We start from the raw sequence: 14979 nt of genomic DNA on the forward strand, positions 1-14979 counted from the left end.
GTGGATCATCGGGAGTTGGGGAGCACCGCGGTCAGAGCTGGCGCGGCACGGCCCCGGTGAGCCGACAGACGCCGCGCATGAACCGGTGCCCGCGGTCGGCACCCGCGCCGAACATGAGCGGGCAGCCGCCCGGGATGAGCCGGACGCCGAGCTGGGCGGCGACGTCCACGGCGTCCTGGCTGAAGCTCCCGCCGCCGAACGACCGGTGCATCCAGACCTTGGTGATGCCGAGCTCGGCGCATTCCCGCACGGTGGCAGCGGCGTGCTCGGGTCGGGTGGCGATCACCACCGCGTCCACGCCCCCGGGGATCGCCGTGACGGTGGGGTAGCAGCGCACCCCCTCGACCTCGGTCGCCGCGGGGTTGACCGGGATCACCTCGAAGCCTCGGCTCCGCAACCCGGTCAGGACGGCGTTGCCACCGTGTGATCCGGCCTGCCGCGAGACCCCGGTGACAGCGATACGTCGTGCAGTGAGGAATTCCGCGGCGGCCTCGGTGATGCTGACCATGACAAACCCTCCGTGATGGCCGAACCTCCAGCCTTCGCCCTGCGCCGGGTACCGGCCCGGGTCGAACGTCACCGTTGAACCCGCCGACTTGATCTGCCGATCGGGTGAAGCTGGCCGCCCGCACCTGTCAGGTACTGCAAACCCTGTGGTCGCTGCCGACAGGGGCGGGCGTCGGTTCCCGTCAGCGTCGACGTCATCGACACCCTGATCACGTCCCTGCCTGGGGGTTCAGCATGCCGGTTTCCGCGCTCGCGCAGTCCACTCGCACCGTCGCCATGACGCAGGTCTCGGAGGTGAACGAGCGGCTCGCCGCCTGGGACGAGAACACCCAGGGATGCCTGCTCATCACCGCCGAGCTGCTGGGGCTGACCGGGCTGGCGATCCACTCACACGTCCTGGACCACGCTGCCCTGAAGTTCCTGGGCAAGGACCGTCGTCGCGACCAGACCAAGGAACTGCCCGGCAGCGCGCGTCTGCGGGAGGTGATGGCCACCGGCGATCCCAGCTTCCCGCACCTGTACGCCCTGTTCGGCGAACCGATCGGACGGCGCCGCCTGCCGGCGCGGGTGCGGCCGGACCACATGCTGATCATCAGTTCCACGCTGCAACTGCACGGTCACCATTGGGGCCATTGAGCCCCGAGGGCATCATGGCGGGGTGAAGGACACCCCGCCGCGCCGTGACCCCTTGACCGAGGTCGACTGGCCGATCGCCACGGATCGCCTGACCCTTCGTCGAGCAACGCCGGACGACGCGCGCACCACCTGGCCGATCCGCAGCCTGCCTGCGGTCTACGAGTGGATCACGACGGCGCCGGAGACCTTCGAGCAGTACACCGAGTACTTCTGCGCGCCGGATCGGCTCGCCATGACCTTGATCATCGAGCGATCGGGACAGGTGATCGGCGACCTCATGCTCAGGGTCGACGACGCCTGGTCGCAGCGAGAAGCTCGTCCCGCCGCGCGCGGCGTCCAGGCCGAACTGGGCTGGGTGCTGCACCCGGATCATCGCGGCCAGGGGTATGCCACCGAGGCGGTGCGGGCCGCGGTCGAGGTGTGCTTCGGACCGCTCGGGCTGCGACGCGTGGTGGCCGGCTGCTTCGCGGACAACACCGCTTCGTGGCAGTTGATGGAGCGGATCGGCCTGCGGCGCGAGTCCCACGCCATCCGGGACGGGCTGCACCGTTCCGGTCGCTGGCTCGACGGCTTGACCTATGCCCTGCTGCGCGAGGAATGGCTCGACCGCTGAGCCATCCCCCGCGCCGTGTGGCCGGACTCAGACGGTGGGCAGCTTGGGCAGCAGGTGCCCCGGGTGCTCGCCGTCCTCGAAGATCTGGGACGCCGCGCCGACGATGTTCGGGTCCGGGGCACCGACCAGCTTGTGATCCTTGCTGGGGTAGTCGAAGTGCGACAGCACGACCCGCATCGCCTCGAGCCGAGCGCGCTTCTTGTCGTTCGACTTGATCACGGTCCAAGGGGCCACGGGCGTGTCGGTGTAGAAGAACATCGCCTCCTTGGCCTCGGTGTAGGCGCCCCACTTGTCGAGGCTGGCCAGGTCGGTGGGCGAGAGCTTCCACTGCTTGACCGGGTCGACCCGGCGCGAGGCGAACCGCGCGGCCTGCTCCTCCTGACCCACCGAGAACCAGAGCTTGAACAGGTTGACGCCGGAGTTCACCAGCATCCGCTCGAAGTCCGGGCACTCGCGCATGAACTCGAGATACTGGATGGGCGTGCAGAAGCCCATCACGCGCTCGACGCCGGCCCGGTTGTACCAGGACCGGTCGAACATGCAGATCTCGCCGGCGGTCGGCAGGTGGGCGACGTAGCGCTGGAAGTACCACTGGCCGCGTTCGACCTCGGTCGGGACGCTCAGGGCGACAACCCGGGCACCCCGCGGGTTCATGTGCTCGGTGAATCGCTTGATCGAGCCACCCTTGCCGGCAGCGTCGCGGCCCTCGAACAGGATCACGATCTTCTGCCCGGTGTCCTTGACCCAGGCCTGGAGCTTCAGCAGCTCGATCTGCAGGGCGTACTTGGTGGTCTCGTACTCCTCGCGATTGATCTTCTTGGGGTACGGGTACCCGATCTTCCACGCCGGTGCCTTCTTGGCGTCCTTGTTGTCCAGTTCGGGGTCCTCGTCGGGCTCGAGCTGGTGGCGCAGTCGCTCGATCTCCTGAGCGGCGGCGGTGAGCGCGCCGTTCGAGGACGGTGTGACGTCCGGCCCGGCGGCGAGATCGGTGGGTGCGGGGGCGGTCGCCTCGGTCGGCGACGCGGCGTCCGGGGACGGCGTGGCCTCGACGGGGGCGGGCGGGGAGGCCTTCGTGGCCGGGCGGCGGGCAGTCATGCCCGCCAGGGTAAGAGCCGACTTTTCGGTCACACGGGACCCTGGTCCATTGACGTGATCCCGCTGAGTATCGACCGAACGGAGTACCCGTCCATGGGCCGTTCAGCGCTTGCTGCGGGGATCGAGTCTGCGGATCAGCACGTAGCCGACGGTGACGCCGTTGAACGCGGCCGGTGCCGGACCGGCCACCACCCGCACCGTCACCACGTCACCCTGACGTGCCGGGCACCCGCCGGGCCACCGGCGATCCGAAACGGCATGATGGCCCGATGTCCACCATCGTCTTCGTTCACGCCCACCCGGACGACGAGGCCAGCCTGACCAGTGGGTCGATGGCTCGTGCGGCCGACGAGGGCCATCGGGTCGTGGTCGTGTTCGCCACCAACGGCGATCACGGCGAGGCGCCGACCGATCTGGCGGACGGCGAGAGCGTGGCTCAGCGGCGCCGCCTCGAGGCCCAGGCGTCGGCCGACGCCATCGGGCTGGCTCGGGTTGCCTGGCTCGACTACTCCGACTCGGGTATGACCGGGTGGGAGCAGAACCACGACCCCGAGGCGTTGCACAACGCCGACGTGGACGAGGCTGCCGGCCGCATCGTCGCGGTGCTCGACGAGGAGGACGCCGACATCCTGATCGGCTACGACTGGCACGGCGGCTACGGGCACCCCGATCACATTGCGGTGCACCGGATCACGCGACGTGCGGTGGAGCTGGCCAAGCGGCGTCCGCGGCTGCTCGAGGCAACCATGAACCGGGACGCCATGCGGGCGGTGTTCCGGGCCGCGGCGGCAAGCGGCATGGACACCGGCGACTGGGACCCGGATGCGCCGGCCGACGACGGCAATCCGATCGGCACCCCCGAGGCGGAGCTGCACTGGAAGGTCGACGTCGCGGCCTACCTCGACCGCAAGCGTGCCTCGCTCACCGCCCACGCCAGTCAGACCACGGACGTCGGCATGATGCTCGCGATCCCGCCGGAGCCGTTCGCGATGATGTTCGGCACCGAGTACTTCATCGAGCCGGGGCGCATCGTCGGGATGCGCTCCGGCTGGATCCTCGACGAGGACCGGCTCGATCGGGACTGAGTCGATCGAGCCGTTTCCGGCGGGAGTCAGGCGACGAGGGCGTCGGCCTCGACGAGGTCGGCCAGCAGCGCTGTGACGGCCGCGCGGGTGGTGTCGTCCACGATGGTGTCGCCGTCCAGGCCCTCGTGGGCGGTGGCCAGGCCGACGGTCTCGGCCAGCACCACGGCCCCGGCGACCGTGAGCGAGCGTGCGGTCATCTCGCGCGCCCAGACGGCACCACGGGGCGCCATCGTCGCGGCCAGGACGGCGGTGCGCTTGCCGGCGATCGCGGGCTCGCCGCGGGGACGGGAGACCCAGTCGATGGCGTCCTTGATCAGTCCGGACGGCGCGCCGTTGTACTCGGGCGTCACCACCAGCAGGGCATCGGCCGCCAGCACGGCCTCACGCAGCTCGGCGACCACGGCAGGCGCCGGGTGGACGTCCAGCGTCTGGTCGTAGCGCGGAAGCTCGGGCAGCCGGTCGAAGAACCGTGCCTCGACACCCGGCGGCAGCTCGGCGGCGGCGGCGCGGGCGAAGCGACGGTTGAGCGAGTCGGGGCGCAGGCTGCCGACCAGGACGAGCACGTTCACGGGTCCTCCGGATGGGATAGTTGAAGGCTCAATTGATCCCCTCAACCCCGGACCGGGGTGATCTGTTCCGTACGGCGGGGTGCGCTGGCTCACGGAGTGACGGCCATGGCGGCGAGGATGCGCCGGCCGAGCGGCTGGTCGCCCTCGATGACCACGGCGCCGGGCTCGGGTTCTCGGCGCCCACCGGCCAGCACCGCGAAGCTGGTGGCGTCCATCCGCAGGCGCACCGTGGGGTCCGGTGGGAGCTCGCGCACGGGCTCGCCTCGCCCCGATGCCGACACCGCGAAGGCGCGGGGCCGATCGTCCCCGATCTCGACGATCAGCGTGGCTCCGGCCGGCGCCCCGGCACGCTTGCCGAGCACGAAACCGAGCGAGCGCGCCAGCAGCCCGATGGTGTGACGGGCGGCCGGGCTGTCGAGATTGCCAGGGCGGCCCAGCGCCCGGCGCAGATCCTGTTCGTGCATCCACACGTCGATCGGGCGGTTCTGCAACAGGGTCTGCCAGTCCCAGTCGAGACCGCCGAAGATCCGCTCGGGCCTCGCCGCGGCGTCCGTAGGCGGGTTGGCCGCCAGCTCGGCCCGGCGTCGCGCGGCGGCCTGGCGCAGCTCGGTGATCAGGTCGGCGGGGGTGCGATCACGCCGCGCGCGCACTCCGTGCTCGGTGTAGACCCCGGTCGGGTTCGTGGCGTGAGCCGGCGGTGGCTCGGCACTCGGGGGCTCCTCCGGCGCGCCGGCGAGCACCGCCTCGAGATGTGCCAGGTGGGCCACCACGTCGTGCACGTCCCAGCCCGGCAGGTCGGTGGGGCGGTGCCAATCCGCCGGGGACAGCTCGGCGTCCAACGCCTCCACCAGCCGGAGCAGGTCGTCGATGGCGCTCCACCAGATGTCGATGTAGCCGGCCAGGCGTTCGCGATCGTCCATGACCGCGAGCCTAGGCAGCTGCGCCCTCCTGGCGGAATGGCCGGCGGGACGAGACGTGCAACCATGCACTGCGCCGGATGGGGCGCCGTGCACAAGGAGGGCGTGACATGACCACCCGGGCCATCGAGACCACGGCGCCGATCCGCCTCGGATTCCAGGTGCAGCCACAGCACGCCGAGTACGCCGCGATCCGGCGCGCCGTGGGCGAGGCCGAGGAGCTCGGGGTCGATGTGGTCTCGACCTGGGACCACTTCTACCCGCTGTTCGGTGACCCTGAGGGCAAGAGCTTCGAGTGCTGGACCATGCTCGCGGCCTTCGCCGAACAGACCTCACGCGTCGAGCTGACCGCTTTGGTCACCTGCAACTCCTATCGCAACCCCGAGCTGCTGGCCGACATGGCGCGCACCGTCGACCACATCAGCAACGGCCGACTGATCCTGGGCATCGGATCGGGCTGGTTCGAGAAGGACTACCTCGCCTACGGCTACGAGTTCGGGACGGCGGGCAGCCGACTCGACGATCTGCGCGACGCCCTACCCCGGATCGAGCGACGCTGGGAGGCGTTGAACCCGAAGCCGGTTCGGCGCATTCCCATCCTGATCGGCGGAGGTGGTGAGAAGAAGACGCTGCGCCTGGTGGCCCGTCACGCCGACATCTGGCACAGCTTCTGCACCCCGGACGAGCTGCGGCACAAGCGATCCGTGCTCGCCGAGCACTGCGCCGCGGAAGGTCGCGACGTCGCCGACATCGAGATCTCGGTCGGGCTGAACCAGGGCCAGGCCCCGGACGACGTCGCCACCGGCCTGGTGCAGGCCGGCGCCACCTTCATCACGATCAGTGCGGGCGGTCCGGACTACGACACCACCAACCTGCGCCGCTGGATCGCCTGGCGCGACGCGCAATCCCGCTGAGGCCTCAGCTCCGCTGCGTGGGCCACCAGACGTGCCGCGCCACGTCGCCGGTGAGCACCAGGCCCATCGCCAGCACCGACCACCCCATCGGCAGCCCGAGCGCTGCGATGGCCCACACCGCGGCGGCGACCACGGCGGGCGGCAGCAGGTCATGCAACCCGTTGCGCTCGTGGGCCGCTCGAATGAACCCGAGGAAGAGCACGAAGATGGCCAGGGCGGTCGCGAGCAGGAGTGACACCACCCGAGCGCTGGTGTGGGCCTCGTGCTGCGCGACATCCACGCCGGCGGCGAGGGTGGCCCCGACAGCGGCCGCCGAGGCGAAGATCGGCAGGTGGCCATAGCCGAAGATCCAGACGGTGCGGGGGTTGTCGACGATGTCGTGGTGTTCGCGCGCGAAGTACAACCACCACAGGGCGAACACCAGCAGCAGGCCACCCATCACCAGCGGCACCATGGGCCACCCGAACCCGTCGGGCGTCGAGATCACCCCCTGCACGGCCTGCACCGACGAGAGGATCACCTCACCCAGCACGATCAGGGTCAACAGGCCGTAGCGCTCCGCGATGTGGCGCGGGTGGAACGTACTGGATCCGCCGATGCTCTCGGCCACCACGGGGATCGCCAGCTCCAGGGCGACGCAGGCGAAGAACGTGATCACCAGCCAGTGGTCCGGCACACCCAGTCGGGCGACCCAGACCAGTTGTACCGCGGTGATGCCCACGGCATAGGTGAGGGCGGCGCGTCGTCCGGCGGGGTTGGCCGCAGCGGCGCGCAGCCACAAGCCGACCATGCCGAGTCGCATCACGGCGTACCCGAGGACGACGATCACGGATTGGCCGTCGGCGAAGATGTCCGGAACGCCCGCGGCGAGCATCAACGCCCCAGCCATGATCAACAAGCTGAGCAGTCGGAAGCCGACATCGTTGTTGTCGTAGGACGACGCGAACCACGTGTAGTTCATCCAGGCCCACCAGATGGCGAATCAGGTCATGGTGTAGCCGACCAGGGTGTCGTAGTGGCCCTCGGTGATGCCGTGGTGAAGCTGTGCGGCGTTGCTCGCGATCGCCACCACGAACACCAGGTCGAAGAGCAACTCGAGTGGGGTGGCCGTCCGCCCCTCCTCGTGCCGGTCGCGCGCCAGCAGCGGCCGCCGGAGGGGAACGTGGGTGATGAGCTCGGCGGGCTCCCGTGTCATGGCTGGAGTATGGCCCGTGGCCGAAGGCGCCGGCGGGAAGATCTCGGGTGAGACCGAGACCCTCAGCCCATGCTCTTCTGCCCGTCGATGCTCTCGCGCAGGATGTCGGCGTGCCCGGCGTGCTGGCTGGTCTCGCCGATCAGGTGCAGCAGCACCCGGCGGGCCGACCAACGGGCACCCGGCGGGAACCACGGGGCCTCGGGCAGGGGCTGGGCGGCGTCCAGGTCGGGCAGGGTGCGGACCAGTTCGTCGGTGCGCGCGGCCACCTTCTCGTACTCGGCCAGAACGCCGTCGAGGGTCTCGTCGTCCAGGAGCTGGAACAGGTTGGTCCACTCGCTCCAGTCGGTGTTCGGGTCATTCGCGTTCGGAACGGCCATCGCCGCCGGGCCGTCGAGGACGAACTCCATCCAGCGGCTCTCGGTCGCGGCCACGTGTTTGATCAACCCGCCCAGGCAGAGTTGGCTGACGGTCGGGCGCAACCGCGCCTGGTCGTCGGTGAGCCCCTGCACGGTGTGCCGCAGGAAGAACCGCTGCTTGCCGAGGGCCTCGATCAGGTCATCGCGTTCGCTCATAGTGCCTCTCTCGTCGTGGATGCGGCCACGCTAGTGCCCACTGCCGCCGGCTGCCCGCCCGCCGTCCCGGTGCCGGATGTCAGGCTGAGGGCATGGCGACCACCGATCGGTTCACCGATCAGACCGGCCATCGGATCCGATTCGAGTGGGGCCGGGCCGGGGCGTCGGCATTGGCCGATCAGGTGCGCGCCTGCGTCATCGTGGACGTGTTGAGCTTCAGCACTGCGGTGAGCGTGGCGGCCGACGCCGGAATCGTCGTCCACCCCTGGCCATGGCGTCTCGAGCCCGGGGCCACCGACGCCACCGAGGCCGTGCGGGCGGCCCGGGCGCTCGGCGCCACGCCGGCCGCCCACCGTGACCGGGGACGGCTCGACCCGGCCGCCGTGACGCTGTCGCCGCAGTCCCTGCGCCGCAACGCAGCCAGCACCCGACGCGTGCTGTTGCCCTCGCCCAACGGCGCGACGATCAGCGCTGCGTTGGCCGATTACGGGGTCGACGTGCTCGCCGGGTGCCTGCGCAACCGCAGCGCGGTCGCTCGCCGGCTCGCCACCCTGTTGGACGCCGGCGAATCGATCGCGATACTCGCGGCCGGCGAGCGATGGCCGGACGGCACGCTGCGTCCCGCGGCCGAAGACCTGCTCGGCGCCGGCGCGATCCTGTCGGCGCTGGTCGAGGCCGGCCACGACGACCTGTCCCTCGAGGCACGCCTGGCCGTGGCGTCCTGGCGGGAGGTGGCGGTGGGTAGGGCCGGGTTTGCCCCCCGAGACGCGGCACAACCCGGCCCGACCTGTCAGGCCTCGCTGCTACGGGCGGCGATCGGCGACTCGGCGAGTGGCCGGGAGCTGGCCGGTCGCGGGGATGCGCCGGACCTCGACATCGCCGCGGAGTGCGATGCGAGTTCGATCGTGCCCCAGCTGGTCTCGGGTGCCTTCGTGCCGCACCACGATGGGGTGGTGATTCGCCCGGCAACGGCCGACGACGCCGAGCAGGTGGCCACGGTCTGGTTGCGCGCCTGGGAATCCGCGCTGGCGAGCGTACGTCGGGCGCACCCGGACGACGAGGTCCGCGGCTGGGTCCGCGACATCCTGCTACCGGGGGACCGGACGTGGGTGGCCGAGTCCGCCGGCGATGCTCGGGCCCACGCCGGGGCCGTGGTCGGCCTGCTCACCACGCACGACGACTGGGTGCACCAGCTCTACGTCGACCCGTCGGCGCAGGGCCGCGGCATCGGCTCCGCCCTGCTCGCCGTGGCCGGTGCCCGTCACCCGAATCGCCTCGAGTTGTGGACGTTCCAGGTCAACGCCGGCGCACGCAGGTTCTACGAGCGCCACGGCTTCACCGCCGTCGAGTTCACCGACGGTCAGGGCAACGAGGAGCGCGAGCCCGACGTCCGCTACCTCCGACCTGCCGTGCCGCGGCGACAGCCCTACCGTGGCCCGGTGGACGATCAGGGAACGGCCTCGTGACCAGCCCACTGCGCCCGCGCCGGCGCATCGTGATCGTCGGGGCGGGCGTCGCCGGGCTGACCGCGGCACGCTCCCTGGCCGCCGACCACGAGGTGGTGGTGCTCGACAAGGGCCGCTACGCCGGCGGACGGCTGGCCACCCGCAGCCTCGCTGACCCCGAGCAGCCGCCCGGATCGGGCCTCACCGCCGATCACGGGGCGCAGTTCATCACCACCCACACCGCCGAGTTCGCCGCGCTGGTCGCCCAGTGGCAGGCGCTGGGCCTGGTGATGCCCTGGTTCCACGGCCAGGTCGGCCCCGGGGGTTTGCCGGACGACACGAGCGCCGACGGGCACCCGCGCTATCGCGGCGTCCCCTCGATGCGCGCCCTCGCCGATCACCTGGCGGCCGGGCTCGACGTCCGGCTGCAGACCACGGTGAGGGCCATCTGGCACGACGACGCCGGTTGGCGCATCGACACCGGCCCCGATGCGGCCGGTGGCCTGACCCACCACGCGGACGCCCTGATCCTCACCCCGCCGGTGCCGCAGTCCCTCGACCTGCTGGTCGCGGGGGGCACCGAACTGGTGGCGGCCGACGAGGCCGCGTTGCGCGCCGTCCGATACGACCCGTGCCTGGCCCTGCTGGTGCCGTTGACCGGCCCGTCGGGCCTGCCCGTGCCGGGCGCCATCGACCCGGCCACCGGGCCGATCGAGTGGCTGGCCGACAACCAGGTCAAGGGCACGTCCCCCGGCCCGGTGCTCACGATCCACGCCGACGCGCGGTACAGCGCCCAGGCGTGGCATGCCTCGATCGAGGACGTCGCCGCCGATCTGCTCGCCGCTGCCCAGCTGGCTCGCTACGGGGACGCCGAGCCATGGCCCGCACTGATGCAACTGCAGCGCTGGCGCTACGCCCGGCCCGTCGTGACGCATCCGGGACGATGCCTGCGGGCCATGGGGACGCCGCCGCTGGTGTTCGCCGGGGACGGCTTCGGCGATGCCAAGGTCGAGGGCGCGATGCTGTCCGGCGTCGAGGCGGCGCGGCAGCTGCTGAGCTGATCGGCCATCCGTAGGATGGCCGACCGTGACCATGGACACTCCGCCCTCAGTCGTCCCGGAGCCGGCCCCGGCGGCCCCGGCCTCGGTGTCCGAGCGGTTCCGGCGCTGGTTCGTCGATGCTGCGGACGCCGACCCCGACGGGGGCTTCTACGAGAGCGAGCAGGAGGCCGCACAGCACCAGCACGTGCAGCCCTGGTTCCGGGTGATGTGCCTGACGGGTGTCGACTACTTCTCCACCCTGGGGTATCAACCCGGCATCGCGGCTCTGGCTGCCGGCGCGCTGGCGCCGATCGCGACGGTGGTGCTGGTGCTGATCACCCTGTTCGGGGCGCTGCCGATGTACCGCCGGGTGGCCGGTGAGAGTCCCCACGGTGACGGCAGCCTGTCGATGCTCGAGCGGTTGCTGTCGTATTGGCCGAGCAAACTGTTGGTACTCACCCTGATCGGTTTCGTGGCAACGGGTTTCATCATCACCATCACCTTGTCGGCGGCCGATGCCAGCGCCCACATGATCGAGAATCCGCACCTGAAGTCGGCCCTGTCCGGTCACCAGGTGGCGGTCACGCTGGTGCTGTTGCTGGCGCTGGCGGCGGTGTTCCTGAAGGGATTCAAGGAGGCCATCGGTCTGGCGGTGATCCTGGTGATCGCCTATCTGGGACTGTCGGCCATCGTCATCGGCGACGGTCTGCAACGGGTGTTCGCGCACCCCGACCTGTTCGACGACTGGCAGGCGGCGATGCTGGTCGATCACTCCTCGCCGTTGGGCATCATCGGCGCCGCGCTGCTGGTCTTCCCCGCGCTGGCGCTGGGCCTGTCGGGTTTCGAGACCGGCGTGGTGGTGATGCCGCTGGTCAAGGGCGACGCCACGGACACCCGGGCCAACCCCATCGGGCGGATTCGCAACGCCCGCAAGCTGCTCACCACTGCTGCAGCGATCATGAGCGTGATGCTGATCGGCTCGTCGCTGGTCACCACGTTGCTGATCCCCCGCGAGGCGTTCCTGGCCGCGGAGAACGGGGCGCCGGCCGGTGAGGCCAACGGACGTGCGCTGGCCTACCTCGCTCACGCCAACCTGGGGGAGACCTTCGGCACCGCCTACGACATCGCGACCATCGGCATCCTGTGGTTCGCCGGGGCCTCGGCGATGGCCGGTCTGTTGAACATCGTGCCGCGGTACCTGCCGCGCTACGGCATGGCCCCGGACTGGGCTCGCTCGACCCGCCCGCTGGTCGTCGTGTTCAGCCTTGTCGCCATCCTGGTGACGCTCTTCTTCCAGGCCAACGTCGACGAGCAGGCGGGCGCCTACGCCACCGGGGTGTTGGCGTTGATGACCTCGGCGGCGGTCGCCGTGTTCCTGACCGAACTGCGACGGGGCCACCGCGGCACCGCCGCCTTCTTCGCCGTGGTCAGCCTGATCTTCATCTACACCAGCGTGGTCACGGTTGCGGAGCGCCCAGAGGGTCTGGTCATCGCCGCCGTGTTCGTCGTGATGATCCTCATCGTCAGTCTGATCTCGCGGGTCACCCGGAGCACCGAGCTGCGGGTTCCGCGGGTGGTGCCGGACGAGGCGGCCGAGGCGCTCCTGGTGGGTCTGGTGGACGGCGAGCAGCCGGTGCGCTTCATCGCCAACCGCCTCGATGCGGGGGACACCGAGGAATACCGCGAGAAGGCGCTCGAGGTGCGCGTCGACAACCACCTCACCCGGCGCCACAAGGTCACCTTCCTCGAGGTCGAGGTGACCGATGCCAGTGACTTCACCGCCCCGGTGCCGCTGACCGCGGTGACGGTCGGACGGCACAAGATCCTGCGCGCGACCGGGGTCAGTGTGCCGAACGTGCTGGCCGCCGTCCTGCTCTACGTGCGTAACCGTTCGACCGAGCCGCCGCATGCCTACTTCGAGTGGAGCGAGCGTGATCCGGGAGCCAACGCCCTGCGCTTCCTGCTCGCGGGCGAGGGCGACATCCCCCCACTGACCCACGAGATCCTGCGCCGTGCCGAGCCCGATCCGGGACGTCGTCCGCAGGTGCACGTCGGCGGCTGACTCGCCGTGATCATGCAATCCGTGCACAAAACGTGCACGGATTGCATGATCACGGTCAGGGGACGACGATCACGGGCACCGGCGAGTACCGCAGGATGCGGGTGGCGGTCGAGCCCAGGAACACGCGTGAGACCAGGGACTGCGAGGTGCTCGAGCCGAGCACCAGGACGTCGCCCTCGGCCCAGCCGGGCTCTTCGATGGCGTTGCGCCAGGTCGTGGCCTCGGCGACCACCTGCTCGATCTCGCCTCGATGATCTGCGGGCAACTCGGCGATCGCCGCGTCCACCACGGCAGCGGCCTGCTGTCGCCAGGCGGCGATCACGCGTTCCTCGATGTGCAGACCCAGCTCGGGTGGGTACATCGTGCGAGTCCGGACGGCGAAGGTCACCACCCGCAGACGGGCGTTGGCACCCCGGGCCATCTCGGCCGCACTGCGCAGGACGGCGCCGGTCGACTCACTGCCGTCGACGGCCACGGTGATGCGCCGCATCGTCTGCCCTGAGTGACAGCGGTAGCCCCGTGGTGCGATCGCCACGGGTACGGGGCAACTGTGCAGCAGCCGGTCGGTCACGCTGCCCAGGGCGACGTGGCCCCAACTGCCGTCGGCCGAAGAGCCGGTGACCAGCATCCAGGCCTTGCTCCGTTCGGCGACCTCGACCAGACCGGCCGGCGCAGACCGGGCAGTGACCACCTGGACATCCACCCCCGCGGTCACCGGGCCGAGGGCCTCGCGGGCACGGTCGAGCGCCGCGTGGGCCAGACTCTGCAGGTAGTCCTGGTAGTCGCGGTCGATCTCCACCATTCCGCCGATGCCCTGCCATCGGTCGGGGATGACACAGCAGATGAGCACCGGCTGGCCGGAGGAATCGCTCAGCAGACGGGCCAGCTCCAGCCCACCGCGGCCGCGGCCCTCTGGTCCGTAGGAGACCACGATGCTCACTGTTCATCCCCCTTGGGGTACGGCTCGAGGTTGGAGCCCCCATTGGGCGCGAGACGTCATCGGAAAACGAGATATGAGTTGACCAGCGCCCTCAATCATGGGGGCCTGCCAGTGCGCCGCTGTGGAGAAGAGCTATTGCCAATAGGTCACGGCGCTAGCTGGAGGACCTGAGCGTGACACTACGTTCGTTGTCACTGATCTTATGCCAACCAGCCGATTGTTTGACGCACTCAGCAATCCCGTGTGGCGCGTATACCCAGCGACATAGCGTTCCGGTGGGGGGTACCCAATAGCCGTCTGCGTCGGTACAGCGTGCGCCGCGCGACGTGAACTTGTTGTATGAGACTTGCCCCGAGTAAACGAGGACGTCGTCGACTCGATAAGACCAGTTGCAGGCCACAAGGACCGGGCGATTTCCACCACTCACGGAGATCGTTCCGCACTTGCCGATAGTGTTACAGAGAAACCCAGCATTGGCAGGTGCCGGAAATGCCAACATCATTCCAGCCATCCCGACAACGACAGCGAGGAATTTGGCGAAACTGGACTTCGGTTTCATTTTGCGCACAGACATATTGCATGCCTCCCAATTTCGCGGCAGTTGACTTGCGAAATGCAACATAGCACGTTAAGTTGTCGTGGGAAGTGTGTTTGTCATGTCGAAACCGGGCGTTGCGACCAGCTATCTGCGCAGGTATGCGCCGACGTCTTTCCGAAGTGGCCCTTGATGACGACTCGGCGGGGTGTCCCGAGGTGTTCCTTGATCAGCCGGGCACCAGCGGGTCGAAGTTGGCCAGTGCGCCGGACGGCCGGGGGTGCTGGTGGTGAGTGCGAAGTTGTCCGGGGTGGGTTCCTGCGGCCATCGAGGGCTCCCGCCGCGCAGCTCCGGCTCGACCACGATGCTGTGCCCCTGTGTGGGCATCCACGGCAGTACCGGCCCGGGAGAAGGATGTCGAGATGATCGATTTCACGAACGGATCGGTGTTCCGGCTCAGCCCAGAGGCGCCGGAGGCGATCGCGCCCGCCGTGGCCCCGCTCATCATCGAGGGGGAGCAGATCCTGGCGTGTTTCAAGGCGGTACGTGACTTCGTGGTGTTCACCAACAAGCGGATGATCGCCGTCAACGTGCAGGGAATGACCGGCAAGAAGCGTGACTACACATCGCTGCCGTACAGCAAGGTGCAGGCGTTCTCGATCGAGACCGCGGGAACCTTCGACCTGGATGCCGAGCTCGAGCTGTGGTTCAGCGGTCTGGGTAAGGTGCGGCTCGAGTTCAAGGGCAACTACGACGTGCGATGGCTCGGTCATCTGATCGCCACCTACGTGCTCTGACTCGCACAGCGCGCGCAGCCCGGGTGAACGCTGTCCGAGTGACACGAATGTCTGGCG

16 protein-coding genes and 1 pseudogene are annotated in these 14979 nt (G+C 69.6%); 9 read left to right on the forward strand and 8 right to left on the reverse strand.

From position 1 onward, the window contains the following. Positions 1-31: 31 nt before the first annotated feature. Positions 32-508 (reverse strand): CoA-binding protein, encoded by a 477-nt coding sequence (locus IPK24_01255; GenBank protein MBK8074200.1) that lies wholly within the window; start codon positions 506-508, stop codon positions 32-34. A 275-nt stretch (positions 509-783) separates the two neighbouring features. Between IPK24_01255 and IPK24_01260 the strand changes: the two genes are divergently transcribed. Further along, positions 784-1143 (forward strand): hypothetical protein, encoded by a 360-nt coding sequence (locus IPK24_01260; GenBank protein MBK8074201.1) that lies wholly within the window; start codon positions 784-786, stop codon positions 1141-1143. A 22-nt stretch (positions 1144-1165) separates the two neighbouring features. Continuing rightward, positions 1166-1756 carry a GNAT family N-acetyltransferase gene (locus tag IPK24_01265; protein MBK8074202.1) on the forward strand — a complete coding sequence of 197 codons (591 nt, stop codon included), beginning with the start codon at positions 1166-1168 and terminating at the stop codon, positions 1754-1756. Between the two features lie 27 nt (positions 1757-1783). On the opposite strand, the gene ppk2 is transcribed toward IPK24_01265, so the two are convergent. Further along, positions 1784-2851, reverse strand: a complete 1068-nt coding sequence (gene ppk2, locus IPK24_01270) for a polyphosphate kinase 2 (GenBank protein MBK8074203.1) — start codon at positions 2849-2851, stop codon at positions 1784-1786. Positions 2852-3120: 269 nt separating this feature from the next. Between ppk2 and IPK24_01275 the strand changes: the two genes are divergently transcribed. Then, positions 3121-3936: a PIG-L family deacetylase gene (locus IPK24_01275; protein ID MBK8074204.1), complete on the forward strand. Its 816-nt coding sequence runs from the start codon at positions 3121-3123 to the stop codon at positions 3934-3936. Between the two features lie 26 nt (positions 3937-3962). Here the strand turns inward: IPK24_01275 and IPK24_01280 are convergent, their stop codons facing one another. Next, positions 3963-4505: an NAD(P)H-dependent oxidoreductase gene (locus IPK24_01280; protein MBK8074205.1), complete on the reverse strand. Its 543-nt coding sequence runs from the start codon at positions 4503-4505 to the stop codon at positions 3963-3965. Between the two features lie 89 nt (positions 4506-4594). Then, positions 4595-5425: a maleylpyruvate isomerase family mycothiol-dependent enzyme gene (locus tag IPK24_01285; GenBank protein MBK8074206.1), complete on the reverse strand. Its 831-nt coding sequence runs from the start codon at positions 5423-5425 to the stop codon at positions 4595-4597. A gap of 107 nt (positions 5426-5532) precedes the next feature. Here IPK24_01285 and IPK24_01290 point away from each other — a divergent pair, with 107 nt between their 5' ends. After that, positions 5533-6336 (forward strand): LLM class F420-dependent oxidoreductase, encoded by an 804-nt coding sequence (locus IPK24_01290; GenBank protein ID MBK8074207.1) that lies wholly within the window; start codon positions 5533-5535, stop codon positions 6334-6336. A gap of 4 nt (positions 6337-6340) precedes the next feature. Here IPK24_01290 and IPK24_01295 read toward each other — a convergent pair whose 3' ends face one another. From IPK24_01295 to IPK24_01305, 3 genes are all read right to left on the reverse strand, one after another. Next, complete coding sequence (locus tag IPK24_01295; GenBank protein MBK8074208.1) at positions 6341-7297, reverse strand: low temperature requirement protein A; 957 nt, start codon at positions 7295-7297, stop codon at positions 6341-6343. Between the two features lie 21 nt (positions 7298-7318). Beyond that, positions 7319-7531 (reverse strand): low temperature requirement protein A, encoded by a 213-nt coding sequence (locus tag IPK24_01300; protein MBK8074209.1) that lies wholly within the window; start codon positions 7529-7531, stop codon positions 7319-7321. A gap of 62 nt (positions 7532-7593) precedes the next feature. Beyond that, on the reverse strand, positions 7594-8103 hold the full coding sequence (locus IPK24_01305) for a DinB family protein (protein MBK8074210.1): 510 nt from the start codon (positions 8101-8103) through the stop codon (positions 7594-7596). A gap of 92 nt (positions 8104-8195) precedes the next feature. Here IPK24_01305 and IPK24_01310 point away from each other — a divergent pair. The 4 genes and pseudogenes from IPK24_01310 (at position 8196) to IPK24_01325 (ending at position 12650) form a co-directional block, all read left to right on the forward strand. Then, positions 8196-9035 (forward strand): annotated as a pseudogene (locus IPK24_01310) (2-phosphosulfolactate phosphatase). Then, positions 9036-9569, forward strand: coding sequence for a GNAT family N-acetyltransferase (locus IPK24_01315; GenBank protein MBK8074211.1), 534 nt, complete (start codon positions 9036-9038; stop codon positions 9567-9569). Beyond that, complete coding sequence (locus IPK24_01320) at positions 9566-10609, forward strand: FAD-dependent oxidoreductase (GenBank protein MBK8074212.1); 1044 nt, start codon at positions 9566-9568, stop codon at positions 10607-10609. Before IPK24_01315 ends, IPK24_01320 begins: the two co-directional genes overlap by 4 nt. A gap of 85 nt (positions 10610-10694) precedes the next feature. Next, the gene (locus IPK24_01325) at positions 10695-12650 is read left to right on the forward strand and encodes an APC family permease (GenBank protein MBK8074213.1); all 1956 of its coding nucleotides are present in this window, start codon (positions 10695-10697) and stop codon (positions 12648-12650) included. A gap of 55 nt (positions 12651-12705) precedes the next feature. On the opposite strand, the gene IPK24_01330 is transcribed toward IPK24_01325, so the two are convergent. Beyond that, positions 12706-13590: a universal stress protein gene (locus tag IPK24_01330; GenBank protein ID MBK8074214.1), complete on the reverse strand. Its 885-nt coding sequence runs from the start codon at positions 13588-13590 to the stop codon at positions 12706-12708. Positions 13591-14547: 957 nt separating this feature from the next. On the opposite strand from IPK24_01330, the gene IPK24_01335 reads away from it, so the two are divergent. After that, on the forward strand, positions 14548-14922 hold the full coding sequence (locus IPK24_01335) for a PH domain-containing protein (protein ID MBK8074215.1): 375 nt from the start codon (positions 14548-14550) through the stop codon (positions 14920-14922). Positions 14923-14979 lie beyond the last annotated feature (57 nt).

Source organism: Kineosporiaceae bacterium (assembly GCA_016713225.1).
In the GTDB taxonomy this organism is placed as follows: Bacteria; Actinomycetota; Actinomycetes; order Actinomycetales; family Kineosporiaceae; genus JADJPO01.

Bases quoted from the DNA above. Each gene is read 5' to 3' on its own strand.
- IPK24_01295 (MBK8074208.1), bottom strand. From the start codon at position 7,297: ATGAACTACACGTGGTTCGCGTCGTCCTACGACAACAACGATGTCGGC.
- IPK24_01285 (MBK8074206.1), bottom strand. From the start codon at position 5,425: ATGGACGATCGCGAACGCCTGGCCGGCTACATCGACATCTGGTGGAGC.
- IPK24_01255 (MBK8074200.1), bottom strand. From the start codon at position 508: ATGGTCAGCATCACCGAGGCCGCCGCGGAATTCCTCACTGCACGACGT.
- IPK24_01305 (MBK8074210.1), bottom strand. From the start codon at position 8,103: ATGAGCGAACGCGATGACCTGATCGAGGCCCTCGGCAAGCAGCGGTTC.
- IPK24_01290 (MBK8074207.1), top strand. From the start codon at position 5,533: ATGACCACCCGGGCCATCGAGACCACGGCGCCGATCCGCCTCGGATTC.
- IPK24_01260 (MBK8074201.1), top strand. From the start codon at position 784: ATGACGCAGGTCTCGGAGGTGAACGAGCGGCTCGCCGCCTGGGACGAG.
- IPK24_01275 (MBK8074204.1), top strand. From the start codon at position 3,121: ATGTCCACCATCGTCTTCGTTCACGCCCACCCGGACGACGAGGCCAGC.
- IPK24_01300 (MBK8074209.1), bottom strand. From the start codon at position 7,531: ATGACACGGGAGCCCGCCGAGCTCATCACCCACGTTCCCCTCCGGCGG.
- IPK24_01335 (MBK8074215.1), top strand. From the start codon at position 14,548: ATGATCGATTTCACGAACGGATCGGTGTTCCGGCTCAGCCCAGAGGCG.
- ppk2 (MBK8074203.1), bottom strand. From the start codon at position 2,851: ATGACTGCCCGCCGCCCGGCCACGAAGGCCTCCCCGCCCGCCCCCGTC.